This window comes from Pantoea sp. X-Soil-MYKO-1289, assembly GCF_059730625.1.
In genome coordinates this window covers 752,364-767,362 of the sequence record NZ_AP036004.1, presented here as the reverse complement: position 1 = coordinate 767,362, position 14,999 = coordinate 752,364, and the positions used below count along the sequence as shown (strand labels likewise).

Here is a 14,999-nt window from a genome sequence, read left to right as displayed (position 1 = left end):
CTTTTTAATCAGGACAGCCAATGCCTATTTTCAGCTTACCCCCGCGCCAGCCCGTGGCCGCCTCTCGCCTGCCGTTAACCCTGATGTCGCTGGACGGCTGGGCGCTGGTATCGGTGCAGGGCGCCGACAGCACCTCTTATCTGCAAGGCCAGCTCACGCTGGACGTCGCCGCGCTGGGCGCGGATCAGCATCGCCCGGCGGCGCACTGCGACGCAAAAGGCAAGATGTGGAGCAATCTGCACCTGTTCCATCGCGGCGAAGGTTACGCCTATCTGGTGCGCCGCGAACTGCGCGACACGCAGCTGACGGAACTGAAAAAATATGCGGTGTTCTCGAAAGTGACGCTGGCGCCGGACGACGACGCGGTGCTGCTCGGCGTGGCGGGGTTCCAGGCGCGCGCGGCGCTGACCAGCCTGTTCGACGCTCTGCCGGACGGCGATCATCCGGTGGTGCAGCAGGCGGAGAGCACGCTGCTGTGGTTCCCGACGCCCGCGGAGCGTTTCCTGATCGTGACCACGCGCGAGCAGGCGCAGGCGCTGCAGCAGAAGCTGGCCGACGACGCGCAGCTGAATGACAGCGCGCAGTGGCTGGCGCTCGATATCGAAGCAGGCATCCCGGTCATCGAGCCGGCGACCGCCGCGCAGCTGATTCCGCAGGCCACTAACCTGCAGGCGCTTGACGCCATCAGCTTTAAAAAAGGCTGCTATACCGGCCAGGAGATGGTGGCGCGCGCCAAATTCCGCGGCGCTAACAAGCGCGCCCTTTACTGGCTTGCCGGTCAGGCGAGCCGGGTACCCGCGGCGAACGACTCGCTGGAGCTGCAGATGGGCGAGCGCTGGCGCCGCACCGGCACGGTGCTGGCCGCCGTTCAGCTCGACGATGGCGAAGTGTGGGTGCAGGTCGTGATGAACAACGATCTGGAAGCGGATAGCGTGCTGCGCGTCGAGGGCGACGAAGGCGGACGGCTGCTGATCAAGCCGCTGCCCTATTCGCTGGAAGAGTAATCTCTGGCCGCGCCCGTCCCGACGAGACCGGGCGCGGCGCTTTACATCACGTAAAAGTAGATGGCGCAGAAGTGGCAGGCGCTGCCCCCCAGCACAAAGGCGTGCCAGATAGCGTGGTTATAGGGGATACGCCGCGCCACGTAGAAAATGACGCCAAGCGAATAGATGATGCCGCCGGCCGCCAGCAGCCAGACGCCGCCCGGCGAAAGCGTCAGCGCCAGCTGATAGATCACCACCAGCGACAGCCAGCCCATACAGAGATAGGTCACCAGCGACAGCGCCTTAAAACGGTGCGCGATGGTGAGCTTGAAGATGATGCCCGCCAGCGCCAGCCCCCAGATCACCGCCATCATCCCATGCGCCAGCGGCGACTTCAGTCCCACCAGCAGAAAAGGCGTATAGGTGCCGGCGATCAGCAGATAGATGGCGCAGTGATCGAGTTTTTTCAGCCAGCGTTTGGCGCGCTGCTGGGGAATAGCGTGATAGAGCGTAGAGGCGAGAAACAGCAGTATCATGCTGCCGCCATAGAGGCTGTAGCTGGTGATGGCGATAGCGTTAGCGCCCGCTTCGGTCGCCTGCGCCAGTAGCAGCACCAGACCGACAATGCCGAACAGGCAGCCGAGACCGTGGCTGATGCTGTTGGCAATCTCCTCAGCGAGCGAGTAGCCCTGAAGGGCTAAGCGATTTTTCATTATGGCGCGTTCCTCAACGTCGTGATGGGTGCGGATTTTCTGCTCTCCAGCATAGCCAGGAATATTTTGAGAGTACACGTGTACGCCAAAATTAATCTGTGAATGCGTGTTACCGTCTGCGCAGCGCGCAAATCTGCTACACTGCGCGCAGATCCATTTTTCATGAGCGCCCCCGCCGATGTTCTCTCATCACGATCTTGCCAGCCTGAATGACCTCGAGATGCAGGTTTATCACGACATCATTAAACACCCGGAAAGCGTCAGCTATATGACCATCCGCGAGCTGGCGGAGCGAGCGGGCGTCTCGACCACCACCGTGCTGCGTTTCTGCCGCAAGATGCAGTGCGACGGCTGGTCGGAATTTCGCATTCGTTTCCGACTGGCGCAGCAGCAGGCGCAGCCCGCGCAGGCGAACGTCGGCGTCAGCGAAATGCTGAGCTTTTTCAAAAGTATTAATAACGATGAATTCAGCGAGCTTATTTCCCGCGCCGCGCAGATGATTAATCGCGCCGAACAGCTTTTCTTTATTGGCGCCGGCACCTCGGGCAGCCTGGCGAAATATGGCGCGCGCTTTTTTTCTAACGTCGGGAAATTCAGCCACTATATCGACGATCCCTATTATCCGGTCAGCGGCAACGTGGATGAAAATACGCTGGCGATATTGCTCTCCGTCTCTGGCGAGACGCCGGAAATATTGCGTCTTGCCAGCCAGTTCAGCCTGCGTCGCTGCCAGATCATGGCGATAACCCACTCAGAGAGCAGCTCGCTGGCGAAAATGAGCGATTTTACGCTGGCCTATCATGTGCCGGTCATCCGCCTGAGCGACAATTCCGATATCACCACGCAGGTGCCGGTGATGTATATTCTCGAGGCTATCGGCCGCCTGCTGAATAAATAAAACAGGCTGTTTTACCGGCGTAACATATTACTCTGGCGCGCCGCTGTTATAGCGTGACTTCCTTTTTCGCTTTGCTACACTCGCGGCAAGATCTATTTCGCTGAGAGGGACGTATGCATAACGAATCAGGCTTTCCGCAACACTTTTTATGGGGCGGCGCGGTGGCGGCGCATCAGGTCGAAGGCGGCTGGGATCAGGGCGGCAAAGGCGTCAGCATCGCCGACGTGCTGACCGGCGGCTCTCACGGCGTCAGCCGCGTCATTACCGATGGCGTGCAGCCGGGCAACCACTATCCCAACCATCAGGGCGTGGAGTTCTACTCGCGCTACAAAGAGGACGTGGCGCTGTTTGCCGAGATGGGCTTTAAGTGTTTTCGTACCTCTATCGCCTGGACGCGCATCTTCCCTGAAGGCGACGAGCAGGAGCCGAACGAGGCGGGCCTGCAGTTTTACGACGATCTGTTCGACGAACTGCTGAAGTATGGCATCGAGCCGGTTATCACCCTCTCCCACTTTGAGATGCCTTACCATCTGGTGAAACAGTACGGCGGCTGGCGCAGCCGCAAAGTGGTGGATTTCTTCGTGCGCTTTAGCGACGTGGTGATGCGCCGCTATCAGCACAAAGTGAAGTACTGGATGACCTTTAACGAGATCAATAACCAGCGCAACTGGCAATATCCGCTGTTTGGCTACTGCTGCTCCGGCGTGGTGTTCACCGACTATGAAAAGCCGGAAGAGGTGATGTATCAGGTGATGCATCACCAGTTTGTCGCCAGCGCCAAAGTGGTCAGCCTCGGCCACGCCATCAATCCCGATTTCCAGATCGGCTGCATGATCGCCATGGTGCCGATTTACCCCTACTCCTGCCATCCTGACGACGTGATGCTGGCGCAGGAAGCGATGCATCAGCGCTATGTCTTTAGCGACGTGCAGATGCGCGGCGCTTATCCGGCCTATACCCTGAAAGAGTGGGCGCGTAAAGGCTATCAGATTGAAATGGAAGCGGACGACGCCGAGACGCTGCGCAACGGCTGCGCCGATTACGTCGGCTTTAGCTACTACATGAGCAACGCGGTAAAACACGACGCCAGCGGCGTTGACGATCCCATTACCGGCTTTGACGGCGTGGTAAAAAACCCGCACGTCGGCGCCTCCGACTGGGGCTGGCAGATCGATCCGACCGGGCTGCGCTATGCGCTGAACGCGCTTTATGAGCGTTACCAGAAGCCGCTGTTCATCGTCGAAAACGGCTTTGGCGCCATCGACAAAGCGAATGAAGAGGGCGTGATTGAGGATGACTACCGCATCGACTACCTGCGCGCGCACATCGCCGAGATGAAAAAAGCGGTGACGCACGACGGCGTCGAGCTGATGGGCTATACGCCGTGGGGCTGCATCGACTGCGTTTCGTTCACCACCGGTCAGTACGACAAGCGCTACGGCTTTATCCACGTCAATAAAAACGACGACGGCAGCGGCGACTTCGCCCGCTCGCGCAAGAAGAGCTTCGGCTGGTATCAGCAGGTTATCGCCAGCAACGGCGAAACCCTCTGATCCTCGCAGGGCCGCGCCGCAACGGGCGCGGCCTCGCGGTCAGCGGCCGCCGGCGGCGTCGATAAAGGTGCCGGTAATATAGGAGGCCGCCTCGCTCGCCAGCCAGGCAATCGCTTCAGCAATCTCTTCCGCTTCTCCGCCGCGTCCCATCGGGATGATGCCCGCTGTGGCCGCCACGCGATCGACGCGTCCCGGCTCGCCGCCGTCCGCATGCATTTCGGTATAGATAAAGCCAGGCCTGACGCTGTTGACGCGAATGCCCTGCGCCGCCACCTCCAGCGATAATCCTTTCGTCAGCGAATCCATCGCCCCTTTCGACGCTGCATAGTCGACATACTCTCCCGGCGCGCCAAGACGCGATGCGGCGGAGGAGACGTTGATAATCGAACCGCCCTGGCCGCCGTGCTGCGTGCCCATGCGCTTCACCGCTTCGCGGCAGCAGAGAAAGGCGCCGGTGACGTTGGTGGCGAAGACGCGCTGCAGACGTTCGGCGCTGAGATCCTCTACCCGACACTGCGTAAAGAGAATGCCCGCGTTGTTGACCAGCACACCGAGCGGCATCGCCTCCTCGTCCAGCCGCTGAAACAGCGCCATAATCTGCGCCTCCTCGGCGATATCCGCCTGCACGGCAAAGGCTTCGCCGCCCTGCTCGCGGATCTGCGCCACCACCTGCTGCGCCTCGTCTGCGCGCTTCAGATAGTTAACCGCCACGCGGTAGCCCTGCTGCGCCAGCTTGAGCGCCGTCGCGCGGCCAATTCCCCGGCTTGCGCCGGTCACCAGAGCCAGTGTCATATTTTCTCCATAAAAAAGGGCCGGATAAGCGGCCCTTGATAACAGCGTTGCGCGGCGTTTACTGATAATCGCTCATCGGCACGCAGGAACAGAACAGGTTGCGATCGCCGAACACGTCGTCGAGGCGCTTCACCGTCGGCCAGTACTTATTGTCGCTGCCCGCCGGGAAGACCGCCAGCTCGCGGCTGTAAGGATGGCTCCACTCGCCGACGATTTCGACCTGGGTATGCGGCGCGTTCACCAGCGGGTTATCCTCCGCCGGCCATTCGCCGTCGGCCACGCGATCGATCTCCATGCGGATAGAGAGCATCGCGTCGATAAAGCGATCCAGCTCGATTTTGCTCTCAGACTCGGTCGGCTCCACCATCAGGGTGCCGGCGACCGGGAAGGACATGGTCGGCGCGTGGAAGCCGTAGTCGATAAGGCGTTTAGCGATATCCAGCTCGCTGATGCCGGTCTGCTCTTTCAGCGGGCGAATGTCGAGAATACATTCGTGCGCCACGCGGCCGTCGCGGCCGGCATAGAGGATCGGATAGGCCGACTGCAAGCGGCTGGCGATATAGTTGGCGTTGAGAATGGCGACCTGACTGGCGCGCTTCAGCCCCTCCGCGCCCATCATGCGGATATACATCCAGCTGATCGGCAGGATAGAGGCGCTGCCGAACGGCGCCGCCGAGACCGCGCCCTGCTGCGTCAGCATCTCCTCAATCTGCACCACGCTGTGGCCCGGCACAAACGGCGCCAGGTGCGCTTTCACGCCGATAGGGCCCATGCCCGGGCCGCCGCCGCCGTGCGGGATGCAAAAGGTTTTGTGCAGGTTGAGGTGCGATACGTCCGCGCCGATATAGCCCGGCGTGGTAATGCCCACCTGGGCGTTCATATTGGCGCCGTCGAGATAGACCTGGCCGCCGTGCTGATGCACGATCTGGCACACTTCGCGGATGGTCTCTTCATAGACGCCGTGCGTCGAAGGATAGGTCACCATAATGCAGGAGAGCTGCTCGCCCGCCTGCGCCGCTTTTTCGCGTAGGTCGCCGAGGTCGATATTGCCCTGCTTGTCGCAGGCCACCACCACCACTTCCATGCCCGCCATCTGCGCCGAAGCGGGGTTAGTGCCGTGCGCGGAGCTGGGGATCAGGCAGAGGTTGCGCGCGCCTTCGTTACGGCTTTCGTGATAGCGACGGATCGCCAGCAGCCCGGCGTATTCGCCCTGCGCGCCGGAGTTCGGCTGCATGCAGAGCGCGTCATAACCGGTGAGCTGCACCAGCCACTGCGACAGCTGGCCGATCATCTGCAGATAGCCGGTGGCCTGCTCTGCCGGACAGAACGGATGCAGCTCGGCGAACTCCGGCCAGGTGATGGGGATCATCTCGGCGGCGGCATTGAGCTTCATGGTGCAGGAGCCGAGCGGGATCATCGCCTGGTTCAGCGCCAGATCCTTTTTCTCCAGGCTATGCATATAGCGCATCATCTCGGTTTCGCTGTGATGGCGATTAAAGACCGGATGGGTCAGGATGGCGCTCTGACGCTGCAGCGCGGCGGGGATCGCCTGGCTATCGGCCGCGACGGCGGCATCCAGCTTGTCGATATCCTGGCCGTGCTCGTCGCCCAGCAGAATGGCGAACAGCGCCTGCACATCTTCGCGGCGCGTGGTTTCGTCCAGCGTAATGCCGACCGCGTGATGAATATCGCTGCGCAGGTTGACGCCGAAGCTCTGCGCGCGGTTCAGCACCGCGGCTTTATCTTCCACCTCGACCGTCAGGGTGTCGAACCAGCTGCTGTGACGCAGCTTCAGCCCGCCGTTTTGCAGCCCGGCCGCCAGAATAGTAGTCAGACGATGGATGCGGGAGGCGATACGCTTCAGCCCTTTCGGCCCGTGATAGACCGCGTAGAGTCCGGCAATATTGGCGAGCAGCACCTGCGACGTACAGATGTTGGAGTTCGCTTTTTCACGGCGGATATGCTGCTCGCGCGTCTGCATCGCCATACGCAGCGCGGTGTTGCCCGCAGCGTCGCGCGACACGCCGATAATGCGGCCCGGCATTGAGCGCTTGTGCTCATCGCGGCTGGCGAAAAAGGCGGCGTGCGGGCCGCCGTAGCCCATCGGCACGCCGAAGCGCTGCGCCGATCCGAACACGATGTCCGCGCCCTGCTTGCCGGGCGCTTCCAGCATCACCAGCGCCATAAAGTCCGCGGCGACGCTGACCACGATTTTGCGGCTTTTCAGCTCGGCGATCAGCGCGCTGTAGTCGTGCGCTTCGCCGGTGGTGCCGACCTGCTGCAGCAGCACGCCGAACAGCCCGTCGTGATCCAGCGCTTTCTCGGCGCGATCGATAATCAGCTCGAAGCCGAAGGTCTCGGCGCGGGTGCGCACCACGTCCAGCGTTTGCGGATGGATATCGTCCGCGATAAAGAATTTACCGGCGTTTTTAAGCTTGCTGACGCGCTTCGCCATCGCCATCGCTTCCGCCGCCGCCGTGGCTTCATCCAGCAGCGAGGCGGAGGCGACGTCCAGACCGGTCAGATCGAGCGTCACCTGCTGAAAGTTAAGCAGCGCCTCCAGGCGGCCCTGCGACACTTCCGGCTGATAGGGGGTATAGGCGGTGTACCAGCCCGGATTTTCCAGCATATTGCGCAGGATCACCGGCGGCGTGATCACCGCGCTGTAGCCCATGCCGATCCAGGATTTGTAACGCTGATTCTGACCGGCGATCGCCTTAAGCTCGGCCAGCGCCTGCTGCTCGGTCGCCGCATCGCCGACGGCGGGCGGGCCAGGCAGCTGGATGTCGGCCGGTACGATGGTGCCGATCAGCGCGTCCAGCGAGCTGGCGCCGATCGCCTCCAGCATCAAAGCCTGTTGTTCCGGCGAGGGGCCGATATGGCGTTCAATAAAGGCGCCGTTGTGTTCGAGCTGGCTCAAAGTCTGGGTCATTTGCAGTCAATCCTGAATCGGGCTGGAGTACAGAGAAAGCAAGGGACAAAAAGCGGCCAGCGAGGTCTGGCCGCCCTGTTGCTTATTCGTCGATGGAGGCTTTATAGGCGTCCGCGTCCAGCAGCGAATCGAGCTCGGATTCGTCGCTGGGTTTGATTTTAAACAGCCAACCGGCTGCGTAGGGCTCGCTGTTGACCAGCTCCGGCGCGTCGCCCAGCGCCTCATTGACGGCGACGATTTCGCCGCTGACGGGCGCGTAGATATCGGACGCGGCTTTGACCGATTCCGCGACGGCGCACTCTTCGCCGGCTGAGTAGCTGTTGCCGACATCCGGCAGATCGACAAACACCATGTCGCCTAACAGCTCCTGAGCGTGCTCGGTAATGCCGACGGTAAAGGTGCCGTCCGCTTCCTTACGCACCCACTCATGACTGTCACGGTATTTCAATTCGTTTGGCACATTGCTCATCGCCCTTTCTCCTGAAAATAGATTACTGAACCGGCTTGCCGCCGCGTACAAAAACAGGTTTGGTTACTTTTACCGGCATTTCGCGCTGGCGGATCTCGACGATAGCGCTTTCGCCAATGCCTGCCGGCACGCGCGCCAGCGCGATGCTGTAGCCGAGCGTCGGCGAGAAGGAGCCGCTGGTGATCACGCCCTGCTGCGACTGGCCTTGCGCGTCGGTAAAGCGTACCGGCTGCCCGCCGCGCAGCACCCCTTTTTCCGTCATGATCAGGCCAACCAGCTTGTCGGTGCCTCTTTCACGCTGCATCTCCAGCGCTTCGCGCCCGATAAAGTCGCGGTCGGCCGGCTCCCAGCAGATCGTCCAGCCCATATTGGCCGCCAGCGGCGAGACGCCTTCGTCCATCTCCTGGCCGTAGAGGTTCATGCCCGCTTCCAGACGCAGCGTATCGCGCGCGCCCAGTCCAGCCGGTTTTACCCCTGCCGTCAGCAGACGCTGCCAGAAATCCGCGGCGGCGGCGGCTGGCAGCGCGATTTCATAGCCCGCTTCGCCGGTGTAGCCGGTGGTGGCGATAAACAGGTCGCCGGACTGCACGCCAAAAAAGGGTTTCATCCCGGCTACCGCGTCGCGCTGCTCCGCGCTGAACAGCGTCTGCGCCTTCTGCTGCGCCTGCGGCCCCTGCACGGCGATAAGCGCCAGGTCGTCGCGCTCGGTCAGCGCCACGCCATAGGCCTGAGCGTGCTTGCCGATCCACGCCAGATCCTTTTCACGCGTGGCCGAGTTGACCACAAGACGGAAAAAGTCGTCGGTCATAAAGTAAACAATCAAATCGTCAATGACGCCACCGGAGGCGTTCAGCATGCCGGTGTAGAGCGCTTTGCCGGGCTGCGTCAGGCGAGCGACGTCGTTCGCCAGCAGATGCCGCAGAAAGTCGCGCGTCTGCGCGCCGTGCAGATCGACGATAGTCATATGCGACACGTCGAACATACCGGCGTCCTGGCGCACGGCATGGTGTTCGTCAATTTGCGAACCGTAGTGCAGCGGCATCATCCAGCCGTGGAAGTCGACCATGCGGGCGCCGCAGGCCTGATGCTGTTCAAACAAAGGGGTTTGCTGAGTCATAACCATCCTGTCGCGAAGCGGGTAAGTTTCGGGCGGGCGTTAGCCTGCTTATCGCCCGGCGCAAACGTTCTCTTTTCCCTGACGTTATCATTGAAAAGACGATTTAACCATAAGCTGTACAGGGTCGAATTGAAGCATGCCTCTTGAGCAGCACGCAAAGACGACAGCATAATTAACTGCGTTTTTGTGATTTACCACGCAGGAAAGAGGCGTATCGCCGTTATGCGCAGCAAGATAATCAGCGGGGGCGCGCAAAATGTTAACAACGCACTCGACGGAGATCGTTATGGAATAAATAAAACTAATGCGAACAGAGGGGTGAAATTAGAATAAATCAAACGAGGCCCGCTAAAGGTGCAGTCCCGCTCATTTTTGGTGCAGAGCGACCAAAAGACGTAAAAAAGCCAGCGCAAGGCTGGCTTAATGAAAGCAGCGCGCGGCTTAGCGCAGCCAGGCTGGCATATCGTTTAGCCCCATCGCCTGACGCAGCATCGTGGGTTTCACGCCGGGCAGCGTATCCGCCAGCTTCAGTCCCAGATCGCGCAGCAGCTTTTTCGCCGGATGGCTGCCGGCGAACAGCTCGCGAAAGCCCTGCATGCCCGCCAGCATCAGCGCCGCGCTGTGTTTGCGGCTGCGCTCGTAGCGACGCAGATAGAGATGCTGACCGATATCCTTGCCCTGCTGGTGCAGCCTGCGGATTTCGCCAATCAGCTCTGCGGCGTCCATAAAGCCGAGATTCACGCCCTGTCCCGCCAGCGGATGAATGGTATGCGCGGCGTCGCCCACCAGCGCCAGACGATGCGCCGCGAAATTGCGGGCGTAGCGCGCCATCAGCGGGAAAGATTTACGCTCGCTCGCCAGTTCACAGAGACCGAGGCGCATATCGAACGCCACCGCCAGCTGCTGGTTGAACAGCGCCTGCGGCATGCTCTCCAGCCGGCTCGCTTCCTGCGGCGAGAGCGACCAGACGATCGAGCTCAGGTGCGGATCCTGCATCGGCAGGAACGCCAGAATGCCGTCGCCGTGGAAAACCTGGCGCGCCACCGCGTTATGCGGCTGCTCGGTGCGGATATTCGCCACCAGCGCATGGTGATCGTAATCCCAGAAGGTTAAAGGAATATCGGCTTTGTTGCGCAGCCAGGAGTTGGCGCCGTCCGCGGCGATCAGCAGGCGCGCGGTCAGCATGGTGCCGTCCTGCAGGGTGACAAAGGCTTCATTTTCGCCGAACGCCACCTGCTGCAGCTGCGAAGGCGCCATAAGGGTCACGTCGCTGCAGCGGCTGGCGCGCTGCCAGAGCGCGCTGTGAATCGCCGGGTTTTCGACAATGTGTCCCAGATGGGTCAGCCCCTGCTGTTCGTCATCGAAGCTAATGGCGCCGAAACTGTCGCGATCCCACACCTCCATGCCGTGATACGCGCTGGCGCGCCGCGCCAGAATATCGGACCAGACCTCCAGCTTCTGCAGCAGCCGCTCGCTGGCGGCGTTGATTGCCGATACGCGAATCGACGGCGCAGCGCTGGCGTCGAACTGCGGCTCCGCCGTTTTTTCCAGCACGGCGACGCGCAGCCCGCTGCCCTGCAAACCGCAGGCGACCGCCAGTCCTACCATGCCGCCGCCGGCGATAACCACATCAAAACTTTGCATCGGTGCCCCTTAGTTAACGCTTAACCCAGCCAAGCGTGCGCTCGGCCAGTTGATTACGCAGCCACGGCAGATGATCCATCGCCATCAGCCCCAGATTTCGTCCCGCCACCAGCGGCGCATAGCGATTGGCGAACAGCCGCACCAGCCCGTCGGTGATGCCTATCGTCGTCGCGCGATCGGGCTGACGACGCTGCTGATAGCGATGCAGGACGGCGTAGCCGCCCACATCCTGCTGCTGACGATGCGCGGCCGCCAGGGTCTCCGCCAGCGACATCACGTCGCGCAGCCCGAGGTTGAAGCCCTGTCCGGCGATCGGATGCAGCGTCTGCGCCGCATTGCCGATTAGCGCCAGCCGGTGCGACGTCTGCTGCCCGGCGCGCTGCAGCGCCAGCGGATAGCTCTCGCGCTGGCCCGTATGGGTAAAACGCCCCAGCCGCCAGCCGAACGCGCGCTGCAGCTGCGCCAGGAATTCGTCGTCGCTCCAGCGTGCAATTTTTTCACGCGCCGAGAGCGGATGGCACCACACCAGCGACAGGCGATTGTCCGACATCGGCAGCAGCGCCAGCGGGCCGTGCTCGGTGAAGCGCTCAAAGGCGCGTCCCTGATGGGGTAACTGAGTCGAGACATTGGCGATCACCGCCAGCTGCTGATAATCCTCGCGCTGCCACTGAATGCCGAACGAGGCGGCGAGCGGCGAGCGCGAGCCGTCTGCGGCCACCAGCAGCGCCCCTTCCAGCTGTTCGCCGCTCTCCAGCGTCACCTGCACGCTCTCCTGGCGGCGCTGCGCGTCGATAACGCGCGCCGGACAGCGTAGCGTCACGCCTGGCGCGCTTTTCAGACGCTCGAACAGCCGCTGACCCACGTCGAAAAGCTCGACGACGTAGCCGAGCGCCGGGATCTGATAGGCCCCGGCGTCCAGCGTGACGAAACCGGCATGGCCGCGATCGGAGACGTGGATGTCAGTAATGGGCGTGGCGTACTTCTCGATGCTGCGCCAGAGATCGATATCGAGCAGCTGTTGACGCGTGCCGGCGGCCAGCGCGATGGCGCGGCCGTCATACCCTGGGTGGGCGCGGCTGTCGGGCGCGCTGTTCTCAATCAGCGTCACCGGCAGCTGCCCTTGCGTGAGGTGGGAAATAGCCAGCGCCAGGGTCGCGCCGGTCATGCCGCCTCCGGCGATAATCACCGTCATGCCTGACGCGCCGCTGCCATCAGCGCCTCAATCGCGTCCGCGTCCTTGACCACGCTGTCGGTCAGATTCTCGTTGCCGGTTTCAGTGATCAGAATGTCATCTTCGATACGAATGCCGATGCCGCGATATTCCGCAGGCACGTCGGCATCCGGCGTGATATAGAGCCCCGGCTCAACGGTCAGCACCATGCCCGGTTCCAGAATACGGTCGCGCGAAGGCGTGCCGTAGTGGCCGACGTCATGCACGTCGAGGCCCAGCCAGTGGCTCAGCCCGTGCATAAAGAACTGCCGGTGCGCCTCTTCGGCGATCAGCGTCTCTACCTCGCCCTGCAGAATGCCCAGCTCCACCAGTCCGCTGACCATAATGCGCACCACCTCTTCGTTGACGTCGCGGATGCTGACGCCGGGACCAAAGAGCGCCAGCGCTTTGTAAAGCGAGGCGAGCACGATGTCGTAAATGGCGCGCTGCGGCGCGCTGAATTTGCCGTTGACCGGGAAGGTGCGGGTGATATCGCCGGCGTAGCCGTGAAATTCGCAGCCCGCGTCAATCAGCACCAGATCGCCGTCGCGCAACTCGCTCTCATTTTCGGTGTAGTGCAGGATGCAGCCGTTTTCGCCCGAGCCGACGATGGTGTTATAGGAGGGAAAGCGCGCGCCGTGGCGGTTGAAGACGTAGTGAATTTCGCCTTCCAGATGGTATTCGAACAGGCCGGGACGGCAGGCTTCCATCGCGCGGGTATGCGCCAGCGCGCTGATTTGCCCGGCGCGGCGCAGGATGGCGATCTCTTCCTCATCCTTGAACAGACGCATTTCGTGTACCCAGGGGCGCCAGTCGGTGAGCGTCGCCGGCGCGCTGAAATTCTGGCGAAAGCCGCGGCGCAGCTTCTCCAGCGCCGCAAACACCAGCGTATCCGCTTCCGCGTATTCGCCCTGCGCGTGATAAACCACGTCAAGCCCGTTCAACAGCAGGTGCAGCTGCTGGCCGATATCATCCCAGGGCAGCGCGCGATCGACGCCTAGCTTTTCAGGCGCGGCATCCTGCCCTAGCCGACGGCCGAACCAGATCTCCGCGGTGAGATCCCGCACGCGATTGAACAGCACGCTGTGGTTGTGCGTTTCATCGCTTTTGATCAGCACCAGCAGCGCCTGCGGCTCGTTGAAACCGGTGAAATAGAGGAAGTCGCTGTTTTGCCGGAACGGATATTCGCTGTCGTTGCTGCGGGTCACTTCCGGCGCAGCAAAGATCAAAGCGGCGCTGCCAGGAGCCATTTTCGCCAGCAGCGCCTGACGACGCTGCTGGAAAGTATCCAGAGAAATCATGTTTGCACTCCCTGTAGAAACGGGCGCGTTCGCGCCCTGAGATATCTGGCTTAGTGTAGCGTCGGTTTTTTCACTTCGGGGGCGACAGGTTGCGGACGCGTGAAGGTGTCGTGGCACAGCAGCGCCGCCACGCGCACATATTCAATCACCTCTTCCAGCGACTGCTCCAGCTCTTCCTGGTCTTCATCTTCGTCATAACCGAGCTGAGCGATGGTGCGCAGATCGTCAATCGCCTCGCCGGTTTCGCCGGTCACTTTCTCCAGTTTCGGCTGCGTAACGCCCAGGCCGAGCAGGAAGTGGTTCACCCAGCCCGCCAGCGCGTCGGCGCGGTCGAAGACGCTGATGTCTTCGTCATCCGGCAGCATCAGTTGAAACAGGTAGCCCTCTTCTTCCAGCGTGCTGGCGGTGCTGTCGTGCAGCGCCTGAAGCGGTGACGCCAGGCTCTGCGAGAAGGCCATGCCTTCGTTGGTGAGATCGTGCACCAGCGTTTTCCAGCTGGCGTCCTGATTGCCGCCGCACAGAATGCCGCTGAGCAGACCATGCATTTCAGCTGGCGTCATCCCCACGCCTTGTTGAGAGAGCGCTGAAGCCAGCGCGTTGTAATCGGGGGTCAGGTTCTGTAAAGACATAAGGATTCGTCGTCGTTGGCAGAATAAGTTCGTGTTATGCTACCACTAGCTGCCTCAAGGTTTCCAGAAAAGGGGTTGTAAGTTATTTCGCGGGTCTATATAGTTGCCCGCCTCCCAAGGCATTGAGCCCAAAGGGAGCTGCGGGCGAAGTAATCAGTCAGGAAGGTGGCATGTCTGCACAACCGGTAGATATACAAATTTTTGGTCGTTCATTGAGAGTGAATTGTCCGCCTGAACAGCAAGATGCGCTGAATGCGGCTGCCGATGACCTCAATCAACGGTTGCAAGATTTAAAAGTTCGCACTAGAGTCACAAATACCGAGCAACTGGTGTTCATCGCCGCGTTAAACATTTGCCATGAACTGGCGCAAGAGAAAATGAAAACGCGCGATTATGCTGCTAATATGGAACAACGTATCCGTATCCTGCAGCAGACGATTGAACAGGCTCTTGTTGAGCAAGGTCGCATAACCGACCGCCAGGGTGCGAAGTTCGAATAATACTTTATGGTTGCTGCGCAGCGGCAACGGTGAAGTCCATTTTCTCTGAGATGTTTGCAAGCGGGCCAGTCCCCTGAGCCGATATTTCATACCAACAGAGTGTGGCGCTCTGTAACCTGTGAGCATGCTCGGTTCGTCCGAGAAGCCTGATGGTTGCGACGGCACATTCACCTTGAACCAAGGGTTCAAGGGTTACAGCCTGCGGCGGCATCTCGGAGATCTCCTTCTGTTCTGCATCTGTCTTTCCCCTTTATGAAT

General features: G+C 61.1%; 13 protein-coding genes and 1 other RNA gene. 5 read left to right on the top strand and 9 right to left on the bottom strand.

Features of this window, described 5'->3' with window-relative positions; translation table 11 throughout:
• Window positions 1–20 precede the first annotated feature (20 nt).
• Entirely contained in the window at window positions 21–1,004 is a 984-nt protein-coding gene (ygfZ, locus tag AC6I7Z_RS03660; RefSeq protein ID WP_497813184.1) for a tRNA-modifying protein YgfZ, read from the top strand.
• Between the two features lie 41 nt (window positions 1,005–1,045).
• Here ygfZ and trhA read toward each other — a convergent pair whose 3' ends face one another.
• Window positions 1,046–1,696 carry a PAQR family membrane homeostasis protein TrhA gene (trhA, locus tag AC6I7Z_RS03655; protein ID WP_497813183.1) on the bottom strand — a complete coding sequence of 217 codons (651 nt, stop codon included), beginning with the start codon at window positions 1,694–1,696 and terminating at the stop codon, window positions 1,046–1,048.
• A gap of 178 nt (window positions 1,697–1,874) precedes the next feature.
• Here trhA and AC6I7Z_RS03650 point away from each other — a divergent pair, with 178 nt between their 5' ends.
• Together AC6I7Z_RS03650 and AC6I7Z_RS03645 are read left to right on the top strand one after the other, a co-directional pair.
• Window positions 1,875–2,594, top strand: a complete 720-nt coding sequence (locus AC6I7Z_RS03650) for a MurR/RpiR family transcriptional regulator (protein WP_313590422.1) — start codon at window positions 1,875–1,877, stop codon at window positions 2,592–2,594.
• Between the two features lie 113 nt (window positions 2,595–2,707).
• Window positions 2,708–4,147 carry a 6-phospho-beta-glucosidase gene (locus AC6I7Z_RS03645; RefSeq protein WP_497813182.1) on the top strand — a complete coding sequence of 480 codons (1,440 nt, stop codon included), beginning with the start codon at window positions 2,708–2,710 and terminating at the stop codon, window positions 4,145–4,147.
• A 39-nt stretch (window positions 4,148–4,186) separates the two neighbouring features.
• Here AC6I7Z_RS03645 and AC6I7Z_RS03640 read toward each other — a convergent pair whose 3' ends face one another.
• The 8 genes from AC6I7Z_RS03640 to AC6I7Z_RS03605 all read right to left on the bottom strand — a co-directional run bounded on the left by AC6I7Z_RS03640 (window position 4,187) and on the right by AC6I7Z_RS03605 (window position 14,241).
• Window positions 4,187–4,939 (bottom strand): SDR family oxidoreductase, encoded by a 753-nt coding sequence (locus AC6I7Z_RS03640; protein WP_497813181.1) that lies wholly within the window; start codon window positions 4,937–4,939, stop codon window positions 4,187–4,189.
• A 58-nt stretch (window positions 4,940–4,997) separates the two neighbouring features.
• Entirely contained in the window at window positions 4,998–7,871 is a 2,874-nt protein-coding gene (gene gcvP / locus AC6I7Z_RS03635; protein ID WP_497813180.1) for an aminomethyl-transferring glycine dehydrogenase, read from the bottom strand.
• Window positions 7,872–7,953: 82 nt separating this feature from the next.
• Window positions 7,954–8,340, bottom strand: coding sequence for a glycine cleavage system protein GcvH (gene gcvH / locus AC6I7Z_RS03630; RefSeq protein ID WP_497813179.1), 387 nt, complete (start codon window positions 8,338–8,340; stop codon window positions 7,954–7,956).
• Window positions 8,341–8,362: 22 nt separating this feature from the next.
• Entirely contained in the window at window positions 8,363–9,457 is a 1,095-nt protein-coding gene (gene gcvT, locus AC6I7Z_RS03625) for a glycine cleavage system aminomethyltransferase GcvT (RefSeq protein WP_497813178.1), read from the bottom strand.
• A gap of 441 nt (window positions 9,458–9,898) precedes the next feature.
• On the bottom strand, window positions 9,899–11,101 hold the full coding sequence (gene ubiI / locus AC6I7Z_RS03620; RefSeq protein ID WP_497813177.1) for an FAD-dependent 2-octaprenylphenol hydroxylase: 1,203 nt from the start codon (window positions 11,099–11,101) through the stop codon (window positions 9,899–9,901).
• 13 nt (window positions 11,102–11,114) lie between these two features.
• Complete coding sequence (gene ubiH, locus AC6I7Z_RS03615) at window positions 11,115–12,293, bottom strand: 2-octaprenyl-6-methoxyphenyl hydroxylase (RefSeq protein WP_497813176.1); 1,179 nt, start codon at window positions 12,291–12,293, stop codon at window positions 11,115–11,117.
• Window positions 12,290–13,612 carry a Xaa-Pro aminopeptidase gene (pepP, locus tag AC6I7Z_RS03610; protein WP_497813175.1) on the bottom strand — a complete coding sequence of 441 codons (1,323 nt, stop codon included), beginning with the start codon at window positions 13,610–13,612 and terminating at the stop codon, window positions 12,290–12,292. Before pepP ends, ubiH begins: the two co-directional genes overlap by 4 nt.
• A gap of 50 nt (window positions 13,613–13,662) precedes the next feature.
• On the bottom strand, window positions 13,663–14,241 hold the full coding sequence (locus tag AC6I7Z_RS03605; RefSeq protein ID WP_497813174.1) for a YecA/YgfB family protein: 579 nt from the start codon (window positions 14,239–14,241) through the stop codon (window positions 13,663–13,665).
• A 170-nt stretch (window positions 14,242–14,411) separates the two neighbouring features.
• On the opposite strand from AC6I7Z_RS03605, the gene zapA reads away from it, so the two are divergent.
• Both zapA and ssrS read left to right on the top strand, forming a co-directional pair.
• On the top strand, window positions 14,412–14,741 hold the full coding sequence (gene zapA, locus AC6I7Z_RS03600; RefSeq protein WP_033752202.1) for a cell division protein ZapA: 330 nt from the start codon (window positions 14,412–14,414) through the stop codon (window positions 14,739–14,741).
• A 39-nt stretch (window positions 14,742–14,780) separates the two neighbouring features.
• A non-coding RNA gene (gene ssrS, locus AC6I7Z_RS03595) (6S RNA) lies at window positions 14,781–14,964 on the top strand.
• Window positions 14,965–14,999: the final 35 nt, after the last annotated feature.